Genomic DNA, 20,268 nt, shown 5'->3' with positions numbered 1-20,268 from the left:
TGCCCGCAAACTGCAAGCGGATCAGGTGCCGAAGACGGACCAGCCGGTAAAATTGGCCAGCCGATGCGCGGCTTCGGTGCCGATCTTGGAATTGCCGTAATGGTTCAGACCCGGCGACCAGACCGCGATGGACGCCTTGCCGGGCGCGATCATCAGGATGCCGCCGCCCACCCCGCTCTTGCCGGGCAGACCGACACGGTAGGCGAAGTCGCCCGAGCCGTCATAATGCCCGCAGGTCATCATCAGGGCGTTGATCCGCCGCGCCCGCCGCGCGGAAATCAGGCGCGGTGCGCTTTCAAGCCCCGACAGCATCCGTCCTGCGCTGGCCAGTTGATTGGTCGTCATGGCGATCGCGCATTGGTGCATGTAGGTGCCCAGTGTCAGGTCAGGCTCGTTCTGAAGGTTGCCGAAGGAGTAAAGATAATGCGCAAGGGCCGCATTGCGGTGGCCCGTAGCTTCTTCCGACGCGGCGACATGCTTGTCGATATGGATGTCGTCATCCTCTGCGGCAGCGCGGATGAACTGGATCAGTTCAGCCAGCGCATCGCGCGGCTGGCGCCCGTCGAGCAGGGCATCGGTGGTCACGATTGCGCCCGCATTGATGAAAGGGTTGCGCGGGCGACCGCGCTCCTGCTCCAGAAGCGCGATGGAATTGAAGGCGGTGCCCGATGGCTCGCGCCCGACCCGCGCCCAAAGCGCATCGCCAACCCGGCCCAAAGCTGCGGCGAGTGTAAAAACCTTGCTGACGCTTTGGATCGAGAATCTCTTGTCGTGCTGGCCTGCCGAGATCGTGCGCCCGTCGGCCATTGCCACCGAGATCGCAAATTGCGCGGGGTCCACGGCGGCGAGCTCGGGGATGTAATCGGCGGGTGTCCCCCAATCCGCAGCTTCGTGCATCTCATCATTGAGACTGAGGAGGAAATCCTGCAGCCCCTCGGGGAAAGTCTCGCTCATGGGCGGGCCTCATGCGCGCTGACGCCTTTGCAATGGGACGCATCGAATGGGCTATGGCGGGACTTGGCTAAGATAAAGCACATCGCATCCTCGATTCTGCGCCACCCGTTTCACCGCAGGTGCGTCAATTTGAACTGGCACGCCTCTGGCGTGAAGGCAGGCGCTCTTCCAGATAATGCTGCGCAGGTCTCGGAACGCAGCCTGTTACGTATTGAACAGGAAATGCAGCACGTCGCCATCCTTGACGATATACGATTTTCCCTCGGCGCGCATCTTGCCCGCTTCCTTGGCGGGTTGCTCGCCGCCAAGGCGCACGAAATCGTCATAGGCGATGGTCTCGGCGCGGATGAAGCCGCGCTCGAAGTCGCCGTGGATGACGCCTGCTGCCCTGGGGGCGGAGGTGCCGGTGCGGATGGTCCAGGCGCGCGCCTCCTTGGGGCCGACGGTGAAATACGTCTCGAGATGGAGCAGCTCGTAACCCGCCTTGATCAAACGGCTGAGGCCCGCCTCATCGAGGCCCATCTCGGTCAGGAACATCTCGGCTTCCTCGGCGTCGAGCTGGCTGATCTCCTCTTCGATCTGGGCGCTGATGACGACATGGCCGTTGCCCTCGGCGGCGGCCATCTCGGCCACTTTGGCTGAGAGTGCGTTGCCCTCGGCCGCATCCGCTTCGCCCACGTTGCACACATAGAGGACCGGCTTGGTGGTCAGCAGTTGCAGCATCTTCCAGGCGCGTATGTCCTCGTCGTCCACATCGACGGTGCGCGCGGGCTTGCCCTCTTCCAGCGCGGCGAGGGCGGCTTTCAAAAGGCGCTCCTGCTGGACGGCCTCCTTGTCGCCGCCGCGCACCTTGCGGGTGATGTTCTGCATCCGCTTTTCGATGCTGTCGATATCGGCCAGCATCAGCTCGGTCTCGATGGTTTCGGCGTCGGCGACCGGATCGATCCGGTTCTCGACATGGGTCACATCGCCATCCTCGAAGCAGCGCAGCACATGCGCGATAGCATCGACCTCGCGGATATTGGCGAGGAACTGGTTGCCCAGACCTTCGCCCTTGCTGGCGCCCTTCACCAGCCCGGCGATGTCGACAAAGGTCATGCGCGTGGGAATGATCTGCTTGCTGCCCGCGATCTCGGCCAGCTTGTCCAGCCGCTTGTCCGGCACGGCGACGTCGCCCACATTCGGCTCGATCGTGCAGAAGGGGAAGTTTGCCGCCTGCGCCGCCGCCGTGCGCGTCAGCGCATTGAAAAGCGTCGACTTGCCCACGTTGGGCAGCCCGACGATACCCATTTTGAAACCCATGTCGCCGCTCCTGATCCAGAATTCACGGCATCTACGGCACGGGTGCCTATGGCGTCAAGCAGACCGTTGATTTCACCCCATTGATTTCCCGGCCCGCTTGGGCCAAACCCGAGTGCATCAATCAGAGGGACTGCCATGAGCCGTATCGACGCCAAATTCGCCGAGTTGAAGTCCGCCGGGAAAAAGGCGTTCGTGTCCTACGTCATGGCCGGGGACCCCGATTTCGACACCTCGCTAAAGGTGGTCAAGGGACTGCCCGGCGCCGGCGTAGACATCATCGAGCTGGGATTGCCCTTTACCGATCCCATGGCTGATGGCGAGACGATCCAGCTGGCCGGGCAGCGCGCGCTGAAAGGCGGCATGACGCTCAAGCGGACGCTGCAGATGGCGCGCGAGTTTCGCAAGGGCGACGACACCACGCCCATCGTACTGATGGGCTATTACAATCCGATCTATAATCACGGCGTCGATGCCTTTCTGGTCGATGCGAAAGAGGCCGGTATCGACGGCCTGATCGTTGTCGACCTGCCCCCCGAAGAGGATGAGGAGCTGTGCATCCCCGCGCAGGCGGCGGGCCTCAACTTTATCCGGCTGGCGACACCCACCACCGATGACAAGCGTCTGCCCAAGGTCATGCAGAACACGTCCGGCTTCGTCTATTATGTCTCGATCACCGGCATCACCGGCGCCGCTGCCGCCGAGGCGAAGGACGTGGCGCCCGAAGTGGCGCGCATCAAGGCCGCCACGGATCTGCCCGTCATCGTCGGCTTTGGCATCCGCACGCCCGAGACGTCCAAGGCAATCGCGGGCGTCGCCGATGGCGCCGTGGTCGGCTCTGCCATCGTGGCCAGGCTGGCGGCGGGCGATAGCCCCGAAAAGGTGCTGGAGTTCGTCAAGGGGCTGGCCGACGGCGCCCATTCCGCCTGACGGGGGGCGCAGAATGCCCAGCGCTTCGCTGAAGACGCCTCTGGGCGCGCTGTGCGTCACCGAAGAGCATGGCGCGATCACCGCGCTCGCCTGGCATGATGCATTCCTGCAGGGCGACACACCGCTTCTGCGCCGCGCGCTCGAACAGATTGATGCCTATTTTGCCGGTGAGTTGACCGAATTCGACTTGCCCACCCGCGTCAATGGCAGCGCCTTCCAGCGCGAGGTCTGCGACGCCATCGCCGCCATTCCACACGGTGAGACGCGCAGCTATGGCAATTTGGCCAAGGCGCTGAAGGCGCCGGCCCAAGCTATCGGCACCGGCTGCGGCGGCAACCCGATCCCCATCATCATTCCCTGCCACCGGGTTCTGGGCACAAACGGGCTGGGCGGATTTTCAGGCAAGGGCGGGGTCGAGACGAAGGTCTGGCTGCTGAGGCACGAGGGGGCGGGCGGCCTGCTAATTTAGAGAGGGAGCGCTGCGAAGCCATCGGGTTTGTAGCGCACCATCGCATTCGGCCCCCGCGGGTCGAGATCATAGAGATTGGGCCGCTTGGACAGGTAGCCGCGCCAATTGCCTTCAATGCTCGAGCTGATCTTGGTTCCATAGGCCTGCTTCATTTCCAGGGATAGTTGCGCAATCTGCATGCCGGCGGACTTCTGGCTGTTTTTCTTGATGATGCTCCGTATCTTGCGGTCAAAGGCGTAGTCGTCCTGTTTTGCCTCCAGGCGTTCTTCTGCGACCGCTGACTCTAGATGCTGAAATTCGGAACAGGCGAGCCGAAAACTTTTGGGAGCCTTGTCTTCGCCGAGACCCAGCACATGCAGACCACGCTCGCGCTGTCGGTGCGCAAGATGGGCAAAATCCCCGTCTGACGTGGCGATCACGAAAGCGCTCAACTCGCCGGTCAGCGTCAATTCCATCGCATCAATGCACAAAAGGACGTCTGCAGCGTTTTTACCCGCACCTGCGTGCATCAGGCGGTAGCCCGGGGTGTTCAGCCAGTCACAGGAGGGGTGCATCCCGGCATAGACGCGCGCCACATCGATGCGGCCCAGATTGCCGGCCCGAGACAGGATTTCATTCGCGTGAGATGCACTGATGTTGTCGCCATCGACCAGAACGGCGATCCGCCTTGCCTCCATGTCAGCGCCCTTTCGCAAATTCGCATCTTGCGAAGGGCTATCGGGGCAATGGGGCAGAAGTTTGGCGAAATACGGGACAGGCCTGAAAACCGGGCCTCAGCCCTTCCGCTCGGGCACGATCTGCTGCACGATCCCCGCGCCAAGCAGATAGACCGAGCTGATCACCAGCCCCCAATGCGCCCAGCTTTCTGGGTGGAAATCGACCCAGGCGGCCCAGCCGGCAAAGAAGGTCCAGACAAAGATCATGGGCAGCGAAATCGCCCGCCAGCGTTTGGTGCGCACGGGATGCACGAATTTCAGTGGCAGGAACATCGCGACGGCCAGCACGGTCACCAGGCCAAGCGTGAACCAGAAGGGCGGCGCGGTGGCGAACAGGACGAGCACCAGCATGTTCCAGCAGCCGGGAAAGCCCTGAAAGGACTTGTCCTCGGTCTTCATTCCGCGGTCGCAGAAATACATCGCGCTGGCGAAGGTGATGAGAATGATCGCGGCCCAGCCGGTCCAGCCCGGCAGGAGGCCCGATTTGAAGAGGGCGAAGGCCGGGATGAAGGCGTAGGTGATGAAGTCGATGATCATGTCGAGCAGGTTGCCGTCAAAGCGCGGCGCGTATTTGTCGACCTCGTATTTCCGCGCAAGCGGTCCGTCCGCGCCATCGACCGCGAAGGCGACGACCAGCCAGACATACATCAGCCCCCATTTTTCATCCGCCGCCGCCAGCATGGCCAGCATCGCAAAGACGATGCCGGTGGCGGTGAACAGGTGGACGAGGAGGGCTTTGAATTCGCGTGTCATGGCGTTTCTATAGGGGCTAAGGGGCGGGCGGGCAATCAGCCTTTGCCAGCGGCCTTTGGGTGGGCGCGGGCGTAGACCTCCATCAGGCGGGCGGTGTCGACCGCCGTATAGGCCTGCGTGGTCGAGAGCGAGGCATGGCCCAGAAGCTCCTGAATGCTGCGCAGATCGCCCCCGGCATTCAGCAGATGGGTGGCAAAGCTGTGGCGCATCGCGTGCGGCGTCGCCGTGGCGGGGAGGCCCAGCTGCGCGCGCACACTTGCCATGACGCTCTGGATCGCCCGCGCGCTCAGTGCGCCGCCGCGCGCGCCCTTGAAGAGGGGCGCATCCGGCGCGATGTCATGCGGGCAGGCGCGCATATAGGCCTCCACGGCCTCGCGCGCGGCGGGCAGGACGGGGACGACCCGCTCCTTGCCGCCTTTGCCGATGATGCGCAGGCTGGCGGGCAGGGGCGCGTCCGCGCCGGTCAGCGACAGCGCCTCGGAAATGCGCAGACCGCAGCCGTAGAGCAGTGTGATCACCGCCTGATCGCGCAACGCGATCCACGGCGTCAGGGATTGGAATTCGGCCGTCTCGATCACGCTCTTCGCGGCGTCGACGCTGAGCGGGCGGGGCAGCTTGCGCTGGAATTTGGGACTGCGCGTGGCGAGGACGGCGGTCGGCTCGAACCCCTCGCGCTCGGCCAGCCAGCGATAGAAGGATTTTACCGCCGACAGCTTGCGCGCGAGGCTGCGCGCGCCGATCTCATGTTCGCGCATATGCGCCATCCAGGCGCGCATGTCCGAGGTGGTGATCACGGCCAGCGCGCCCAGCCCCTGCGGCGCGCCCTTGTGCTGCGTGATGAAGGTCAGGAATTCGGCCACGTCGCCCTGATAGGCAGTGACCGTGTTTTCCGCCGCGCCGCGCAAAGCGCGCTGATGGTCCAGCCACAGCGCCAATGCGTCCCGCGCGGCGGGCGAGATCATGACAGCCAGCGCCGCATGGCCCGCTCGAACACGCCGGCAAAAAAAGCCAGAAGGTCTGTACCCTGCTGCGGCGTAAACTGATGCGGATCCTCGGCGCCCAACACCAACATGCCGGGCAGGCGGCCAGCACCGAAATCCAGCCGCAGGCAGGCCTCGGAGCGGATATGGGCTGCCGCGTCGCCATGAAGTGCGCCCTCGCCGCCGCTGAGTTGGCGCAAGGTCACCGGGCGTTCGCCGCTGCGGCCATTCTCGATGTAGCGCGAGACAAAGCCCGGCTCGGCCACCGATAGGACATCGCCGAGGCGCTGCACTGCGGGATCGTCGTCATCCTGCACCGATTCGAGGATCAGACGCACCGAGGAGACGCGCAGGATGTCGGCCACTTCGCCGCCCAGATTGTGCAGGAAGGTCTCGAATTCGGTCGGATCCAGCATGCGCAGGATGGCACGGTGCACCTGATTGGTGCCCGCCAGATTGTCATACGCCGCCGCGATGACGCTGCGGTGGGTGTCCTCCAGCCGGTCCAGCCTTGCCTCCAGCCGGTCCATCGCGATGCCCCGCAGATCGACAATATTGCCGCCCATCGCCCGCTCGTTCGCGGCAATGAGGGCGTGCATAAGATCTTGATCTTCAAGGATGACATCTGGTTGGCTGATGATCCGCTCGCGCAGGTGGTCATCCATCTTGGGTTTGCTGCTCATGCTCACGCTCGTTTCTTGGTTTTACGAGTTGTAGCATGGGGTTCGGGGGAAATCTTCATTTGATTTCGTTCAGGCCGCGAAAAACGCGGCTTGACGCAGCGTCCGGTCGCGCTTGGGCTCAGTTGCCGATGCAGTACTGCACGCCGCCGTACAGCGTAGGGGCGTGTTTGGGGCAGCCATTCACACGCTTGACTATAACCCGGCGGACAACGGTGTCTGTGGCGCGCCCCAACTTGGCGTCGGCGCAGGCATTGATCCATGCCGCGTCATTGGGCGAAACGCGGCGGTCGGGCAGGATACGCATCACTGTGTCGCCGCCCCAAGGATACGCAACATAAGTCGCCCGCAGTTTGGGGTATCCACGTTTGCCCAGCTTGTAATGGCAGTCAGAGATGGCGCGATGTTGCTCCGGCGCCGAGACGTAGCCTTCTTTATGTGGAAAATCTCGATCGGGCGCGCCTTCGGCATGTGCTGTTTGAATTGCAAGGCCGATACCCAGTGCCAGTGCGGAAGATTTAAGAATATTTGGCATGGGACATTTCACCTTTAAAACGAGTCGCCGACCTCAGTTGCCGATCAGGTTAACGCGACCGGGTCGCGGCTTTCAAGTTCAAGCGGATGTCGTTTTGAATTGCCAAGGAAATGCAGAGTGCGTTGCATGCCCCGGTCGCGCCCCGGACATCACGGCAAAAGTCAGTCACCGTGCGTCCCGTTCCCGGCAGAACAGCCTCCTGTGTGCCGCGGTTCTCGGGTCAACTCATGCATGGCGCGCAGCGACCGATCAGATCGCTTCATTGGTCAGGCTTTGAGATAGGCCCAATAGCAGAACATGATCACAAGAACGATAACGACCTGGGCCACCATCGCCTTGATCAAGAACTTCGACCGTTTCAGGTCGTCTTCGACGTCGATCTTTTTCATGGGATGTCCTTTTCCGAAGGATCGCAAGAGATAGACCCGGAAGGGTCAAATGTCAATCTGCACCGCACTTGCGCCTACATCATCATTTCGGTTTCAGCAGCCGCGCCTCGTGCTTGTTGACGCTGGTTCGCGCGGCCGGCCCATAATGTGCAGGATCGCCGCGAAGCTGTGGAAATATCTCGTATATCTCGTCCCGAGTATCTTCGGTCATGGCGTTGATACCGATCTCACCGGGATGAAAGCTCTCGCTTTCGGCACCTTCGGCCAAGACGATTTCATGCGTGTCGAACAGGATATGGAAATACTCCACCTGGTCGCATTCAACTTGTCGAATTGAACTGTCGTTGATCAGGTGTTTCGCGGGGACCAGCACTTCATCGCGCCCAAAATACAGTTGGGCCTGCCAGCCTCGCAACAGCATCCGATGCTGCGGTGACACCAGCAGATCTCGCGCGTTGTCCAATGCGCCACGCCGGATCTCCACGGGCGCCAGTTTGCCCGACCCCGCCACGACCATCGAGCCGATCCAGCGAATTGGCCGGATCGACCCATCCGTCGTGACCACAAGATCGCCTTGGCGAAGATTTTCGATGACGACCTCGCCGTGGTCGGTTGTGATGCGTGTGCCACGGGCAAAACAAACGACGTTATCCGTTTCGATGTTCTTGTCTTTGACGCCCGGAGACTGCGTGGACAGGGTATCGTGGCCCTTGCCGCCATCGATTTCATCCAGATCGGCATCTGCACCGACCTTTATGTCATCGTCGCCGTCACCGGATTTTATTTTCTTGCCCGTTGCATCGTCGCCAACGGTGATCGAATCGTCGTCCTTGCCCGAGTCGATTTCCTTGAAATCGGCGCGATCGCCGATTTCCACCGTGTCTTGGCCTTCTTCGGTGCGGATCTTGCCGGCGGACAGGTCGTCGCCGATGGTCAGACTATCATCTCCCTCGCCGGACTGGACATCCTTCACCTCGGCGCGATCGCCGATCCGGATAATGTCGTCACCCTCCTCGGTCTTGATATTCCCGGCGGTCAGGTCATCGCCGATGACGACGCTGTCCTCGCCCTCGCCGGTGTCGATGTTTTTCAGTGTCGCACCCGATCCGACGGTGATCGAATCATCACCCTTTTCGGTGTCGATATCCTCGGTCGTCGTGAAATTGTCGCCGATGGTCAAAATATCGGCGCCGTCCTTCGATCCCTTGTATTCCTCCAGCGTGACGTTGTCGCCGACATTCACAGTCGCCGAGGAAGCCTCGCCCGCGTCGAGTTTGACCTTTGACAAATCGACATCGTCGGCAACCGCGATGGACGGATTCAAGAACTCCTGGAATTTGACATCGAAATCGTTCGAGTTGCTGTCATTGAATTCAACCGAAAAATCCGTCTCGGTCCCGTTCGCGGCGGCGAATTGAGTATTTTCATTCGCAGTGCTGTCAAAAATGAATGTATCGCCGTCATTGACCTGAACGGTCCCGCCCGCATTGATCTCGTTGGGACCAAGGGGGTCCTTGTCCTTGTCGACGATAATGTATGTGGGCATGGGATACGACTACCGTTCTGGAGACAAACACGCGCAAGGCGTGGGGTTCGGGATTGCTCCCGTTTAAGTAGCGGGTCACCTCCGAATTTCAAGCAAAGCAAACTGTCCCGCAGTCGGATGGCAATAAAATGCCATGCCAAGACGAGCAAACGCCCGGCGGGGTGGGCCGCCGGACGATGCATTGCCGCGTGAAGGCGGATCTCAGACGATCTTCTGACCCGTCTTGGCCCAATCCTTCATGAATTGGTCGAGGCCCGCATCGGTCAGCGGGTGGTCGGCCATCTTCTTGATCACGGCGGGGGGCGCGGTCATCACGTCGGCGCCGATCATGGCGGACTGGTAGGCGTGGTTCACCGTGCGGATCGAGGCGGCCAGGATTTGCGTCTCGTACCCGTAATTGTCATAGACCTGCCGGATGTCCGAGATCAGCTCCATCCCGTCGAGGTTGATGTCATCCAGCCGCCCAATGAAGGGCGAGATGAAGGTCGCGCCCGCCTTGGCCGCCAGAAGCGCCTGATTGGCCGAGAAACAGAGCGTCACATTGACCATGTTGCCCTCGTCCGACAGCACCTTGCACGCCTTGAGGCCTGCCCATGTCAGCGGCACCTTGACCGCGATGTTGCCCGCGATCTGCGCCAGCTTGCGGCCTTCGGCGATCATCTCGTCCGCCTCGAGGGCCACCACTTCGGCGCTGACGGGGCCATCGACCATCTCGGCGATTTCCTTGGTTACTTCCAGGATGTCGCGGCCCGATTTCAGGATCAGTGACGGGTTGGTGGTGACGCCATCGACCATCCCCAGGTCGTTGAGCTCTGCGATTTGATCGACTTCGGCGGTATCTACGAAAAATTTCATGGCGGCAGCCCTCTTGGATGGATTGGAGTTTGTCGCCGGAACGTTTATCCCAAGGGCGATCCCCGTGAAACCCTGAAAGGCCCGGAGAGGAAGATGCGCGCGTGACCGCCGGACCGGATTTCTTTGACGCAGGCGCGCTGATCGGCGTGCTGACGGCGCAGCCTCTGGACCGCGCGCTGGATTACCGCGCGCCAGAGGGCGGCTGTCATGTCGGCGCCTTCGTCGAGGTGCCGCTGGGGCCGCGCAAGGTGCTGGGCGTGGTCATGGGGCCGGGCGAGGGCGGCTATGACCTTGCAAAGGTGCGCTCTGTGATCCGCGTGCTGGACGTGGCCCCGATGGCGCCCGAGATGCAGACATTCCTGCAAAAGGCCGCCGATTACACCCTGACGCCGATGTCCGCGATGCTGCGCCTTGCCACCCGCGCGCCGGGGCTGGGCGATCCGCCCTCGATGCGCAAGGTGTATCGCCTCGGCTATTCCGAGCCGTCGCGCGTGACCGATGCGCGCCAGCGCGTGCTGGAGGTGCTGGAGGGTCAGGGCGATCAGAGCTTTACCCTCAAGGAGTTGTCGGACGAGGCGGGCGTGACGTCATCCGTCATCAAGGGGCTGGTCAAGCAGGGCGCGGTCGATGAGGTCGACACGCCCCGCGACACACCCTATCGCCGCCTCGATCCGGCGCATGCCTCGAAGGATCTGACCGACGATCAGCGCGCCTGCGCCGCCACGCTCGATGCGGCCATCGAAAGCGGCGCCTATGGCACGACCCTGCTGCGCGGCGTCACCGGATCGGGCAAGACCGAGGTCTATCTGGAGGCGGTGGCATCGACGCTGAAGGCGGGCCGTCAGGCGCTGGTCCTCCTGCCCGAGATCGCGCTGACCGCCGAATTCCTGACCCGCGTTCAGGAGCGCTTCGGCGCCAAGCCCGCCGAGTGGCATTCCGGCGTCACCATGACCGAGCGGCGCCGCTGCTGGAAAATGGTGGGCGAGGGTGGGGCGCAGCTGGTGGTCGGCGCGCGCTCGGCCCTATTCCTGCCATTCCGCGATCTGGGTCTGATCGTGGTCGATGAGGAACATGACACATCCTACAAGCAGGAGGATGGCGTGCTTTACAATGCCCGCGACATGGCCGTTCTGCGCGCGTCGATCTGCGGCGCGCAGGTGGTGCTGGCCTCGGCCACGCCCAGCCTCGAGACATGGGTCAATGCCGAGGCGGGCAAATACACGCGGCTGGACCTCAAGGCGCGGTTCGGCGCCGCCGTGATGCCCGAACTGCGGGCGATCGACATGCGCAGCGAAGACCTGCCCGGCAATCGCTGGATCTCGCCCACGATGCAGGCGGCGGTGACGCAGAGGATTGAGAAGGGTGAGCAATCGCTCCTCTTTATCAACCGGCGCGGTTATGCGCCCGTCACCATCTGCCGCGCCTGCGGGCATCAGGTGGGCTGCGATCATTGCGACGCGCGCATGGTCGAGCATCGGTTTCAGAAGCGCCTGATGTGCCATCAATGCGGCGAGACGAAGCCGATGCCGGAAGTTTGCCCCGAGTGCAAAGTCGAGGGCAAGATGGCCCCCGTTGGGCCCGGCGTTGAACGTCTGGGCGAGGAGGCGGCGGCGCTCTTCCCCGAGGCGCGCGTCGCCACGCTGAGCAGCGATATGTTCGCCAGTTCCCGTGCGCTCAAAGAGCAGATACGCGCCATCGCGGCGGGTGAGGCCGATATCGTCATTGGCACGCAGCTGGTGGCCAAGGGGCACAACTTCCCATTGCTCACACTGGTCGGCGTGATCGACGCCGATCTGGGCCTGCAAGGGTCGGACCTGCGCGCGGCCGAGCGCACGTTCCAGCTGATGCGGCAGGTCGCGGGCCGGGCAGGGCGCGCGGAAAAGCCGGGCACAGCAATGCTGCAGACCTTCCAGCCTGAGCATCCGGTGATCCGCGCGATCCTGACCGGCGACGAAGAAGGCTTCTGGCGCGCCGAGGCCGAGGAGCGCCGGCACGCGGGCGTGCCGCCCTTCGGGCGCATGGCGGGCATCATCCTCAGCTCGCCAGACATGCAGGAGGCGTTCGATTTAGGCACGCATCTGGCGCGCACCGATGGCCCCCTGCGCGAGATCGGCGCGCAGGTCTTTGGCCCCGCGCCCGCGCCCATCGCACGGGTGAGGGGGCGCCACCGGGTGCGCCTCTTGGTCAAGGCCCCCAAGGGCGCGGCGCTGCAGGCTGCGCTGGCGCGCTGGACAGGCGCGCTGCGCCTGCCGAATTCGCTGCGTCTCAGCGTGGATATCGATCCACAGAGTTTCTATTGATGTGCGCGGCGGAGCAGGGCGAATGAGACCGCAAGTGCTGCCCGGCCGGTCGGCCAATCTGATCGGCAGCCTCTGGATGATCACGGCGATGGCGCTCTTTGCGGTTGAGGACGGGTTTATCAAGGCCGCCGCAATCAGCCTGCCGGTGGGCGAGATACTGATGATCTTCGGCCTGGGCGGTGCGGCGGTCTTTGCATGCCTCTTGCGCTTGAAGGGCCAGCCGCTCTTTCGGCGCGAGGTCGTCTCGCGCCCGATGCGCATCCGGGTCTGCTTCGAGGTGACGGGACGTCTTTTCTGGGTGTTGGCGCTCGCGCTGACGCCGCTTTCCTCGGCCACGGTGATCCTGCAGGCGACACCGCTGGTAGTCGTCGCGGGCGCGGCCTTCGTATTCGGCGAGAGGGTGGGCTGGCGGCGATGGACCGCCATCGCCATCGGCCTCCTCGGCGTCGTCGTCATCATCCGGCCGGGCACGGACAGCTTTTCGCCGCTATCGGTACTGGCGCTGATCGGCATGGTCGGCTTTGCCGGGCGCGATCTGGCGAGCCGTGCCGCGCCCGCCGCCATCGGAACGGCGATGCTGGGGCTCTACGGCTTTCTCGCCATGGCGCTGGCTGGCGCGATCTATTCCGTCTGGAGCGGCGACGCCTTTGCCCTCCCGGATCCGCGTGCGGCCATGATGCTGGCGGGCGCCATCGTGTCGGGCACCATGGGCTATTCGTGCCTGATGAAGGCGATGCGGGTGGGCGACGTCTCGGCGGTCACGCCATTTCGGTACACGCGCATCCTTTTCGGCATCGCGCTGGGCGTTGTGCTGTTCAATGAGCAGATCACCCTCCCGATGGCGATCGGCTCTGGCCTGATCGTGGCGTCGGGCATTTTCATTCTTTGGCGCAGTCGCAAGGTGACCGAAGGTTAGCGCCCGGGATATATTCCCCTCGCCAAAACCGGGGTCCGGGCGTAAAGCATTTGAATGACCCGCACCGTTCCCCTTGGCGAGGCCCGCCACCTGCCGTTCTGGCGCCGGCCCATCACGCTGCTGTTCCTCATGGCCGCGGCGATGCCTATCGCCTTTGCCACATGGTCGGCGCTGCTCAATAACTTCGTGATCGAGGTGGCGCAGTTCGACGGGCACGATATCGGCTGGCTGCATACCGTGCGCGAGATCCCCGGCTTTTTCGCCATCGGGGTCATCGCCATCATCATCTTTGTTCGCGAGCAGGTGCTGGGCCTTGTCTCGCTGATCCTTCTAGGCGTTGCCACGGCGATCACGGCGCAGTTTCCCACGATGGGCGGCATCCTGACCATCACCATGCTCAGCTCGATCGGTTTTCACTATTACGAGACGGTCAACCAGTCCCTGCAACTGCAGTGGATCGATCGCGCCCGCGCGCCGCAGATGCTGGGCTGGCTATTGGCCGCCGGGTCAGGCGCGACACTGATCTGCTACGGCGGTATCGTTCTGCTGTGGGAGCCTTTGGGCCTGACCTACAACATCGTCTACATGATCTCGGGCGGGATCACGGCGGCCATCGCCATCTTTGCGCTGATCGCCTATCCGCAGTTCGAGGCACCCAATCCGCAGCTCAAGCAGATGGTGCTGCGGCGGCGCTACTGGCTCTATTACCTGCTGCAATTCATGGCGGGTGCGCGACGGCAGATCTTTGTCGTCTTCGCCGGCTTCATGATGGTCGAGAAATTCGGATTTCAGGTGCATGAGATCACGGCGCTGTTTCTGATCAACCTCGTGGCCAACATGGTCTTTGCCCCGCTGATGGGCGGCGCCGTCGCCCGCTTTGGCGAGCGGCGCACGCTGATCTTCGAGTATGCCGGGCTGATGGCGGTGTTCCTGGCCTATGGCGGCATCTACATGTTCGGCTGGGGCGTGCTTTTGGCGGCGGGTCTCTATGTCGTGGACCATATGCTGTTTGCGCTGGCGCTGGCGCTCAAGACCTATTTCCAGAAGATCGCCGACCCCGGTGATATCGCCCCCACCGCCGCCGTCGCCTTCACGATCAACCATATCGCGGCCGTGTTCCTGCCTGCGCTGCTGGGCTATCTGTGGCTGGTCTCGCCCGGCGCGGTTTTCGTGCTGGCCGCTGGCATGGCAGGGGTGTCGTTGTTATTGGCGCTCCTGATCCCGCGCCATCCCGCGCCGGGACACGAGACAATCCTGACCCGCTTTGTTCCCGCCCCGGCGGAATAACCACCGCGAAAGACCCTATCCATGCCCACATATACCGCCCTCACCACCCTGACCGGTCAGACCAGCGCCGAGGCGCTGGCCGATGCGCTGGACGAGCTCGATCCCGCACCGATGGGCGTCGGCACTTTCGAGATCGAGGATGGCAGTGGCACATGGGAGGTCGGCGGCTATTTCGAGGAGGCGCCGGATATCGCGGGCCTCGCCCTTCTGGCGCAGGTGCATGGCGCGCGCCCCTTTGCCGTCTCTGAAGTGCCCGAGACCGATTGGGTCGCCCATGTGAAACGCGAGCTGACGCCCGTCGCTGCGGGCCGCTTCTTTGTCTATGGAAGCCACGATGCTGACAAGGTGCCCGAAGGATGCCAGCCGCTGCTGATCGAGGCGGCGATGGCCTTCGGCACAGGGCATCACGGCACGACGCAGGGCTGCCTGCGCGCGCTTGACCGGCTGGCCAGTGCGAGTGCGCCCCATGCGTCTGTCGTCGATATCGGTTGCGGCACCGCGGTTCTGGCAATGGGCGCCGCGCGGATCTGGCCGGGCGTGATGCTGGCCAGCGATATCGATCCGGTGGCGGTGGATGTAGCCAAGGTGAATGTCACCGCCAACGATCTGGACGGACGCGTGCGTTGCATCGTGGCCGCCGGCCTCGATCATCCCGATCTGGCGGCAGCCGCGCCCTTCGATCTGGTCTTCGCCAATATCCTGAAAGGCCCGCTGATCGAGCTTGCGCCGGATATGACGGCGGCCATGAGCACAGGCGGACACGCGATTCTCTCGGGGATTCTGAACGAGCAGGCGCAGGAGGTGATCGATGTTTATACGCAGGCGGGAAACAGTTTGGCCAACGCCGAGCAGATTGGTGACTGGACGACGCTGACCTTGCAGAAAATTGTCTGAAAAAGCGCGTAAAAGCAGCTGAATTGAGGCGGCTGCCCCAGAATTGCCACATTTCAAACCTAGGTTTTTCAGGTGATCTGGCGGGGGGCCGGAAAACTGGAATCTGCTGATGTCTACGACACATACAAACACGCCCGAAGGGTTCGACGCGCGCATCAAGAAGGTGCAGAAGTCGCATAGCCGTCTTGCACGCGGTTATGATGCCAAGGTCGGGTCCGATGGCTTGATCGTGTTTCGCCCCAAGCGCCGCCGTCCGGGTATCCCGGTGCGCGGCATTGTCTTGGGTCTTGCCGCTTTTTTCGGGTTCAAGGCGCTGGTGCTGATGCAGCTTGGCGATATCGCGTATCAGGACCGCGTAGATGGGCTGGCCGCTGGCAGCGCTGCCGAGAAGGCTGGCGCTTGGATCATGCAGATTGATCCGGTGACGGAAGTCATCGCGGCCCAGATCGCGCCGCTGATCTGATCCCGGACAGGCAGGGCTCGGCGTTTCGGGCCGCCTACCTCCATTTTCCAGAAAACCGTTTGGTCCCAAGTTGTTTTAATGAGTGATTTGTTCATCCCTTTTGGGGAGAAGCTCTCATGCCCGCTCGCGGCATGGGGGCTTCTCCAAATCCGGAGGGTGATACGCAAAACGCGCGCCTCTGGCAGGAAGCGCGCGTCTTAGTTTTGATCGTATTTTGCGGCCGTGTCGCGGCCGCACATCAGCGGAGGCTGAAGTTGGCGATGTCGGCGCGGGTCAGGCCGATATCATCCAGTTCACGATCCGACAGGACCGAAAGGGCCTTGCGTGTGGCGCGGGCGTCTTTCCATGCGGTGAAGGCCGCAACGAAGCGCGCGAGGCCCAAGCCGACCGGTGCGGTCTGAAACTGGGTGGAGCGGGTGGTGTCGATAACGGACATTTCAATCTTCCTTCGGTTTGCATGACGGGTCGTCATGGCGATTTGATCAAAGTCTATAGCCTGTGGTGCTGCAGTGCAGATAGATGCGGCGCGGTCATCTGGCAACACCGCTTGCTGCATAGTCATCATGCGCCGGGCGCATAGGTCCAGAACGCCGTGATAGGCCTTTTTATCAATGCTAATGTGATGCGTGAGTGAAAATTGCCACGAGCCCGTCTGATTAATGCTGCAATGCAGCATTATTTGGGCTGATTGCCGCACCTGCATGGCCCGATTGCCAGCGCCCCGCGCAAAGCTCTTGGCCCGCGTTCCCGTTTCGTGCTAAAGCCTTTCCCAAGCCGCGCAAAAGCGGAGTTGAGGCGCCGGGCAGATCCGGCAGGGCAGGGGCGACAGATCATGCGTGTTCTTGGAATCGATCCGGGATTGCGAAATCTCGGCTGGGGCGTGATCGACGTCGATGGCAGCCGCCTGAGCCATGTCGCCAATGGCACGCTGCACTCGATCGGAGATGAGATGCCCGCGCGCCTCCTGTCGCTTTTCCAGCAGCTGGGCGCGATCCTGATCGAATACGCGCCGCACACGGCGGCGGTCGAGCAGACCTTCGTCAACAAGGACGGCGCCGGCACGCTAAAGCTGGGCCAGGCGCGTGGCATTGCGGTGCTGGCCCCGGCGCAATACGGGATCGAGGTTGGTGAGTATGCCCCAAACAAGGTGAAGAAGACGGTTGTCGGCGTTGGTCACGCAAGCAAGGATCAGATCGCGCATATGGTTAAGATGCAACTTCCCGGCGCGGTCCTGACCGGCCCCGATGCCGCCGACGCACTGGCCATCGCGATCTGCCACGCGCATCATTTCGCCAGCCGCGTCCGCATCGCAAGGGCGCTGGCATGATCGGGCGTATCGCGGGGCGCATCGACTATCGCGCGGCCGATCACCTTCTGATCGACGTCCGCGGCGTCGGCTACCTTGTCTACTGTTCGGACCGCACGATGCAGGCGCTGCCACGCGCGGGCGAGTATGCGGCGCTCTATACGGATCTGCTGGTGCGCGAAGATATTCTGCAGCTTTACGGCTTTACGACGCTGGTCGAGAAGGAATGGCATCGCCTGCTAATGAGCGTGCAGGGTGTCGGAGCCAAGGCGTCACTGGCGATCCTCGGCACGCTCGGCCCCGACGGCATCGGCCGCGCCATCGCGCTTGGAGACTGGAATTCGGTCAAGGCCGCAAAGGGCATCGGGCCCAAGACCGCGCAGCGCGTCGTGAACGAATTGAAGGACAAGGCGCCCGAGGTGATGGCGATGGGCGCAGGCCCCGCGCCAACTCCGCCGGAGCCGGATGAGTCAGTGATCGAACCCGCGGCCCCCGCCGCGCCGCGCCCCGCCCCTGCCGGCGCCGGCCCACAGGCCGAGGCGCTGTCGGCGCTGACCAATCTGGGCTATGCGCCCGGCGAGGCGGCTGGCGCCGTGGCGCAGGCCGCGGGCGATGCCGAGGGCGCCGGCACGGCCGACCTCATCCGCGCGGCGCTGAAGCTGCTGGCACCGAAGGGGTGATGCAATGAGTGAGCCAGACCCGACCTTGCGTCCCGAAAAGCTGGCCGAGGACGAGGGGCGCAGCCTGCGCCCGCAAGCATTGGACGCATTCATCGGCCAGGCCGAGGCGCGCGCTAACCTGCGCGTCTTCATCGCTTCGGCCCGCCAGCGCGAAGAGGCAATGGATCACACCCTCTTTCACGGCCCTCCCGGCCTTGGCAAGACGACGCTGGCGCAGATCATGGCGCGCGAATTGGGCGTCGGGTTTCGAATGACGTCGGGGCCGGTGCTGGCCAAGGCGGGCGATCTGGCCGCGATCCTCACCAATCTCGAGGCGCGAGATGTGCTGTTCATCGATGAGATCCACCGCCTGAACCCGGCGGTCGAGGAGGTGCTCTATCCCGCGCTCGAGGATTTCGAGCTGGACCTCGTCATCGGCGAAGGCCCCGCCGCGCGCACCGTCCGGATCGAGCTTCAGCCATTCACGCTGGTCGGGGCCACGACGCGGCTTGGTCTGCTGACCACGCCCCTGCGCGACCGCTTTGGCATCCCCACGCGCCTCCAGTTCTACACGGTGGATGAGCTGCACGAAATCGTCGCGCGCAACGCCAAGTTGCTCAACATTCCGTGTGTGCCCGACGGCGCGCATGAGATCGCCCGCCGCGCGCGCGGCACGCCGCGCATCGCCGGGCGGCTCCTGCGCCGAGTGGTGGATTTCGCGTTGATCGACGGCGACGGCACCATCACCCGCGATCTGGCCGACAGCGCGCTCACGCGGCTGGGCGTGGATCACCTGGGCCTCGATTCCGCTGACAGGCGCTATCTCACCCTGATCGCCGAAGCCTATCAGGGCGGTCCTGTCGGCATCGAGACGCTGAGCGCGGCTCTGTCGGAATCGCGCGATGCGCTTGAGGAAGTCATCGAGCCGTACCTGCTGCAACGCGGCCTCATCCAGCGCACGCCACGCGGGCGGATGCTGACCCAAGGGGCGTGGACCCATCTGGGCCTTGCGCCGCCCAGAGCTGCCGGACAGGGCGATCTGTTCTAGAGGGCGGCGCGCGGATGCCGAATAAGTATTTTTGGAACAGTGAAAGGGTGCGGGCGCGTGCTTTTTCTTGGTAAAAATACCCAAACCACCGCGCGTCAAGGGTTACAGGCCGGGGGCCGGCGGGCTAAAAGGGCGCCGGTTTGCGGCAGGAGGCGGCGATGACACCCGAAGAGATCGAAGCGCATTTCACCCGGTCGGATGGCAGCTATCTTTGCGCGCGCTGGAGCCGGCCGATCGCGCCGGTGGTTTTTGGCGTTGAGGATGCGACATTGTCAATCGTCAAAGGCGCCATCGAGGCGGTGGCGCAACTGGCCGGGCATGAGATGGTCGAAACCGATCCCGAGTTGGGCGCGAACCTGATGGTCTTCTTCTTTCGCGAGTGGGAGGAGCTGCTGGAGCTGCCGGATCTGGGCCGGATGATCCCTGACCTCGAGCCGCTGGTGGCGCGGCTGGTTGCGACAGATGCGAACCAGTATCGCATCTTCCGCTTCGAGGCGGATGGCGCGATCAAGGCGGCCTTCGTCTTTCTGCGCATGGACACGCATCTAAGCGATGTGCCTGCCGAGACATTGGCGCTGAGCCAGGCGGTGCAGACGATCCTTTTGTGGTCGGACACCGCGTTTCAGGACCGCTCGCCGCTGGCGCTGCTGCCGGGCCAGGAGGCGGCGATGCTTCGACCCGAGATCGGTCAGCTGATCCGCGCGGCCTACGATCCCGTCCTTCCCAACGCGGCGCAGGATGCGGCCCATGCACTGCGCCTCTCGGCGCGCCTTGTTATGCAGACCGGCTGAGTGATACCTGGCAGTTGCCGTACCCGGGCCGCGCCGCTAGCTTGATGACTTTCTCACTCAATGGAGATCCGTCATGAAACCCATCCGAATCGCGCCGGGCGCGCGCATGAGCCAGGCTGTCGTGCATGGTGATCTCGTTTGGCTCTCTGGCCAGATCGGCGCGCCGCAGAACGATCTGGAAACGCAGACGCGCGATTGCCTTGCCAAGGTGGAGGCGCTGCTGGAGGCCGCTGGTTCGGGCAAGTCGCATATCATCAAGATGGAAATCTGGCTGGCAGATTTGGCCGATTTCGACGCGATGAACGCGATTTACGAGACATGGGTCGATCGCGAAAACCCACCCGCGCGCGCCACATGCGAGGCTCGGGTTCGCGCAGACGGCACTTTGATCGAGATGGTGGCAACGGCCTCTTTGATCTGACCGGTATTTACAAACAGTCTTGACGGTTTGTTGAATCAAAGCGCAGTCTGGCGTCTGAGAATGGCGCGCGGACCGAC

General features: G+C 63.2%; 23 protein-coding genes. 12 read left to right on the top strand and 11 right to left on the bottom strand.

Features of this window, described 5'->3' with window-relative positions:
• Nucleotides 1–21: 21 nt before the first annotated feature.
• Both ACEWPM_RS13965 and ychF read right to left on the bottom strand, forming a co-directional pair.
• A complete protein-coding gene (locus tag ACEWPM_RS13965; RefSeq protein ID WP_393962657.1) occupies nucleotides 22–954 on the bottom strand; it encodes a glutaminase in 933 nt (310 codons plus the stop codon).
• 204 nt (nucleotides 955–1,158) lie between these two features.
• Nucleotides 1,159–2,256 carry a redox-regulated ATPase YchF gene (gene ychF / locus ACEWPM_RS13960; RefSeq protein ID WP_393962658.1) on the bottom strand — a complete coding sequence of 366 codons (1,098 nt, stop codon included), beginning with the start codon at nucleotides 2,254–2,256 and terminating at the stop codon, nucleotides 1,159–1,161.
• Nucleotides 2,257–2,391: 135 nt separating this feature from the next.
• On the opposite strand from ychF, the gene trpA reads away from it, so the two are divergent.
• Together trpA and ACEWPM_RS13950 are read left to right on the top strand one after the other, a co-directional pair.
• Nucleotides 2,392–3,183 carry a tryptophan synthase subunit alpha gene (trpA, locus tag ACEWPM_RS13955; RefSeq protein WP_393962659.1) on the top strand — a complete coding sequence of 264 codons (792 nt, stop codon included), beginning with the start codon at nucleotides 2,392–2,394 and terminating at the stop codon, nucleotides 3,181–3,183.
• A 13-nt stretch (nucleotides 3,184–3,196) separates the two neighbouring features.
• Entirely contained in the window at nucleotides 3,197–3,652 is a 456-nt protein-coding gene (locus ACEWPM_RS13950) for a methylated-DNA--[protein]-cysteine S-methyltransferase (RefSeq protein ID WP_393962660.1), read from the top strand.
• On the opposite strand, the gene ACEWPM_RS13945 is transcribed toward ACEWPM_RS13950, so the two are convergent.
• The 8 genes from ACEWPM_RS13945 to fsa all read right to left on the bottom strand — a co-directional run bounded on the left by ACEWPM_RS13945 (nucleotide 3,649) and on the right by fsa (nucleotide 10,106).
• The gene (locus ACEWPM_RS13945; protein ID WP_393962661.1) at nucleotides 3,649–4,329 is read right to left on the bottom strand and encodes an NYN domain-containing protein; all 681 of its coding nucleotides are present in this window, start codon (nucleotides 4,327–4,329) and stop codon (nucleotides 3,649–3,651) included. The genes ACEWPM_RS13950 and ACEWPM_RS13945 overlap by 4 nt on opposite strands.
• Before the next feature lie 96 nt (nucleotides 4,330–4,425).
• Nucleotides 4,426–5,121: a CDP-alcohol phosphatidyltransferase family protein gene (locus ACEWPM_RS13940; RefSeq protein WP_393962662.1), complete on the bottom strand. Its 696-nt coding sequence runs from the start codon at nucleotides 5,119–5,121 to the stop codon at nucleotides 4,426–4,428.
• 35 nt (nucleotides 5,122–5,156) lie between these two features.
• Entirely contained in the window at nucleotides 5,157–6,083 is a 927-nt protein-coding gene (locus tag ACEWPM_RS13935) for a tyrosine recombinase XerC (protein WP_393962663.1), read from the bottom strand.
• The gene (locus tag ACEWPM_RS13930; RefSeq protein WP_393962664.1) at nucleotides 6,080–6,784 is read right to left on the bottom strand and encodes a DUF484 family protein; all 705 of its coding nucleotides are present in this window, start codon (nucleotides 6,782–6,784) and stop codon (nucleotides 6,080–6,082) included. Before ACEWPM_RS13930 ends, ACEWPM_RS13935 begins: the two co-directional genes overlap by 4 nt.
• Before the next feature lie 118 nt (nucleotides 6,785–6,902).
• Entirely contained in the window at nucleotides 6,903–7,316 is a 414-nt protein-coding gene (locus ACEWPM_RS13925) for a hypothetical protein (protein WP_393962665.1), read from the bottom strand.
• A 266-nt stretch (nucleotides 7,317–7,582) separates the two neighbouring features.
• Nucleotides 7,583–7,705, bottom strand: coding sequence for a hypothetical protein (locus tag ACEWPM_RS13920; RefSeq protein ID WP_393933891.1), 123 nt, complete (start codon nucleotides 7,703–7,705; stop codon nucleotides 7,583–7,585).
• Nucleotides 7,706–7,787: 82 nt separating this feature from the next.
• Nucleotides 7,788–9,251, bottom strand: a complete 1,464-nt coding sequence (locus ACEWPM_RS13915; RefSeq protein ID WP_393962666.1) for a Hint domain-containing protein — start codon at nucleotides 9,249–9,251, stop codon at nucleotides 7,788–7,790.
• A 201-nt stretch (nucleotides 9,252–9,452) separates the two neighbouring features.
• Nucleotides 9,453–10,106: a fructose-6-phosphate aldolase gene (fsa, locus tag ACEWPM_RS13910; protein WP_393962667.1), complete on the bottom strand. Its 654-nt coding sequence runs from the start codon at nucleotides 10,104–10,106 to the stop codon at nucleotides 9,453–9,455.
• A gap of 101 nt (nucleotides 10,107–10,207) precedes the next feature.
• Here fsa and ACEWPM_RS13905 point away from each other — a divergent pair, with 101 nt between their 5' ends.
• The 5 genes from ACEWPM_RS13905 to ACEWPM_RS13885 all read left to right on the top strand — a co-directional run bounded on the left by ACEWPM_RS13905 (nucleotide 10,208) and on the right by ACEWPM_RS13885 (nucleotide 15,966).
• A complete protein-coding gene (locus ACEWPM_RS13905) occupies nucleotides 10,208–12,406 on the top strand; it encodes a primosomal protein N' (protein ID WP_393962668.1) in 2,199 nt (732 codons plus the stop codon).
• A 22-nt stretch (nucleotides 12,407–12,428) separates the two neighbouring features.
• Nucleotides 12,429–13,322 carry a DMT family transporter gene (locus tag ACEWPM_RS13900; RefSeq protein ID WP_393962669.1) on the top strand — a complete coding sequence of 298 codons (894 nt, stop codon included), beginning with the start codon at nucleotides 12,429–12,431 and terminating at the stop codon, nucleotides 13,320–13,322.
• 54 nt (nucleotides 13,323–13,376) lie between these two features.
• Nucleotides 13,377–14,609 carry an MFS transporter gene (locus tag ACEWPM_RS13895; protein ID WP_393962670.1) on the top strand — a complete coding sequence of 411 codons (1,233 nt, stop codon included), beginning with the start codon at nucleotides 13,377–13,379 and terminating at the stop codon, nucleotides 14,607–14,609.
• Between the two features lie 21 nt (nucleotides 14,610–14,630).
• A complete protein-coding gene (locus ACEWPM_RS13890) occupies nucleotides 14,631–15,503 on the top strand; it encodes a 50S ribosomal protein L11 methyltransferase (RefSeq protein ID WP_393962671.1) in 873 nt (290 codons plus the stop codon).
• A 109-nt stretch (nucleotides 15,504–15,612) separates the two neighbouring features.
• Entirely contained in the window at nucleotides 15,613–15,966 is a 354-nt protein-coding gene (locus ACEWPM_RS13885; protein WP_393962672.1) for a hypothetical protein, read from the top strand.
• Nucleotides 15,967–16,204: 238 nt separating this feature from the next.
• Here ACEWPM_RS13885 and ACEWPM_RS13880 read toward each other — a convergent pair whose 3' ends face one another.
• On the bottom strand, nucleotides 16,205–16,669 hold the full coding sequence (locus ACEWPM_RS13880) for a DUF1127 domain-containing protein (protein WP_393962673.1): 465 nt from the start codon (nucleotides 16,667–16,669) through the stop codon (nucleotides 16,205–16,207).
• A gap of 129 nt (nucleotides 16,670–16,798) precedes the next feature.
• On the opposite strand from ACEWPM_RS13880, the gene ruvC reads away from it, so the two are divergent.
• The 5 genes from ruvC (at nucleotide 16,799) to ACEWPM_RS13855 (ending at nucleotide 20,191) form a co-directional block, all read left to right on the top strand.
• Complete coding sequence (gene ruvC, locus ACEWPM_RS13875) at nucleotides 16,799–17,293, top strand: crossover junction endodeoxyribonuclease RuvC (RefSeq protein WP_393962674.1); 495 nt, start codon at nucleotides 16,799–16,801, stop codon at nucleotides 17,291–17,293.
• Complete coding sequence (ruvA, locus tag ACEWPM_RS13870; protein ID WP_393962675.1) at nucleotides 17,290–17,952, top strand: Holliday junction branch migration protein RuvA; 663 nt, start codon at nucleotides 17,290–17,292, stop codon at nucleotides 17,950–17,952. Before ruvC ends, ruvA begins: the two co-directional genes overlap by 4 nt.
• A 4-nt stretch (nucleotides 17,953–17,956) precedes the next feature.
• Nucleotides 17,957–18,979, top strand: coding sequence for a Holliday junction branch migration DNA helicase RuvB (gene ruvB / locus ACEWPM_RS13865; RefSeq protein WP_393962676.1), 1,023 nt, complete (start codon nucleotides 17,957–17,959; stop codon nucleotides 18,977–18,979).
• Between the two features lie 158 nt (nucleotides 18,980–19,137).
• The gene (locus ACEWPM_RS13860) at nucleotides 19,138–19,770 is read left to right on the top strand and encodes a hypothetical protein (RefSeq protein WP_393962677.1); all 633 of its coding nucleotides are present in this window, start codon (nucleotides 19,138–19,140) and stop codon (nucleotides 19,768–19,770) included.
• 73 nt (nucleotides 19,771–19,843) lie between these two features.
• Nucleotides 19,844–20,191 carry a RidA family protein gene (locus ACEWPM_RS13855; RefSeq protein ID WP_393962678.1) on the top strand — a complete coding sequence of 116 codons (348 nt, stop codon included), beginning with the start codon at nucleotides 19,844–19,846 and terminating at the stop codon, nucleotides 20,189–20,191.
• Nucleotides 20,192–20,268 lie beyond the last annotated feature (77 nt).

The organism is Roseovarius maritimus (genome assembly GCF_043355895.2).
Classification (GTDB): domain Bacteria; phylum Pseudomonadota; class Alphaproteobacteria; order Rhodobacterales; family Rhodobacteraceae; genus Roseovarius; species Roseovarius maritimus.
This window is presented reverse-complemented; position numbering and strand designations above follow the sequence as displayed.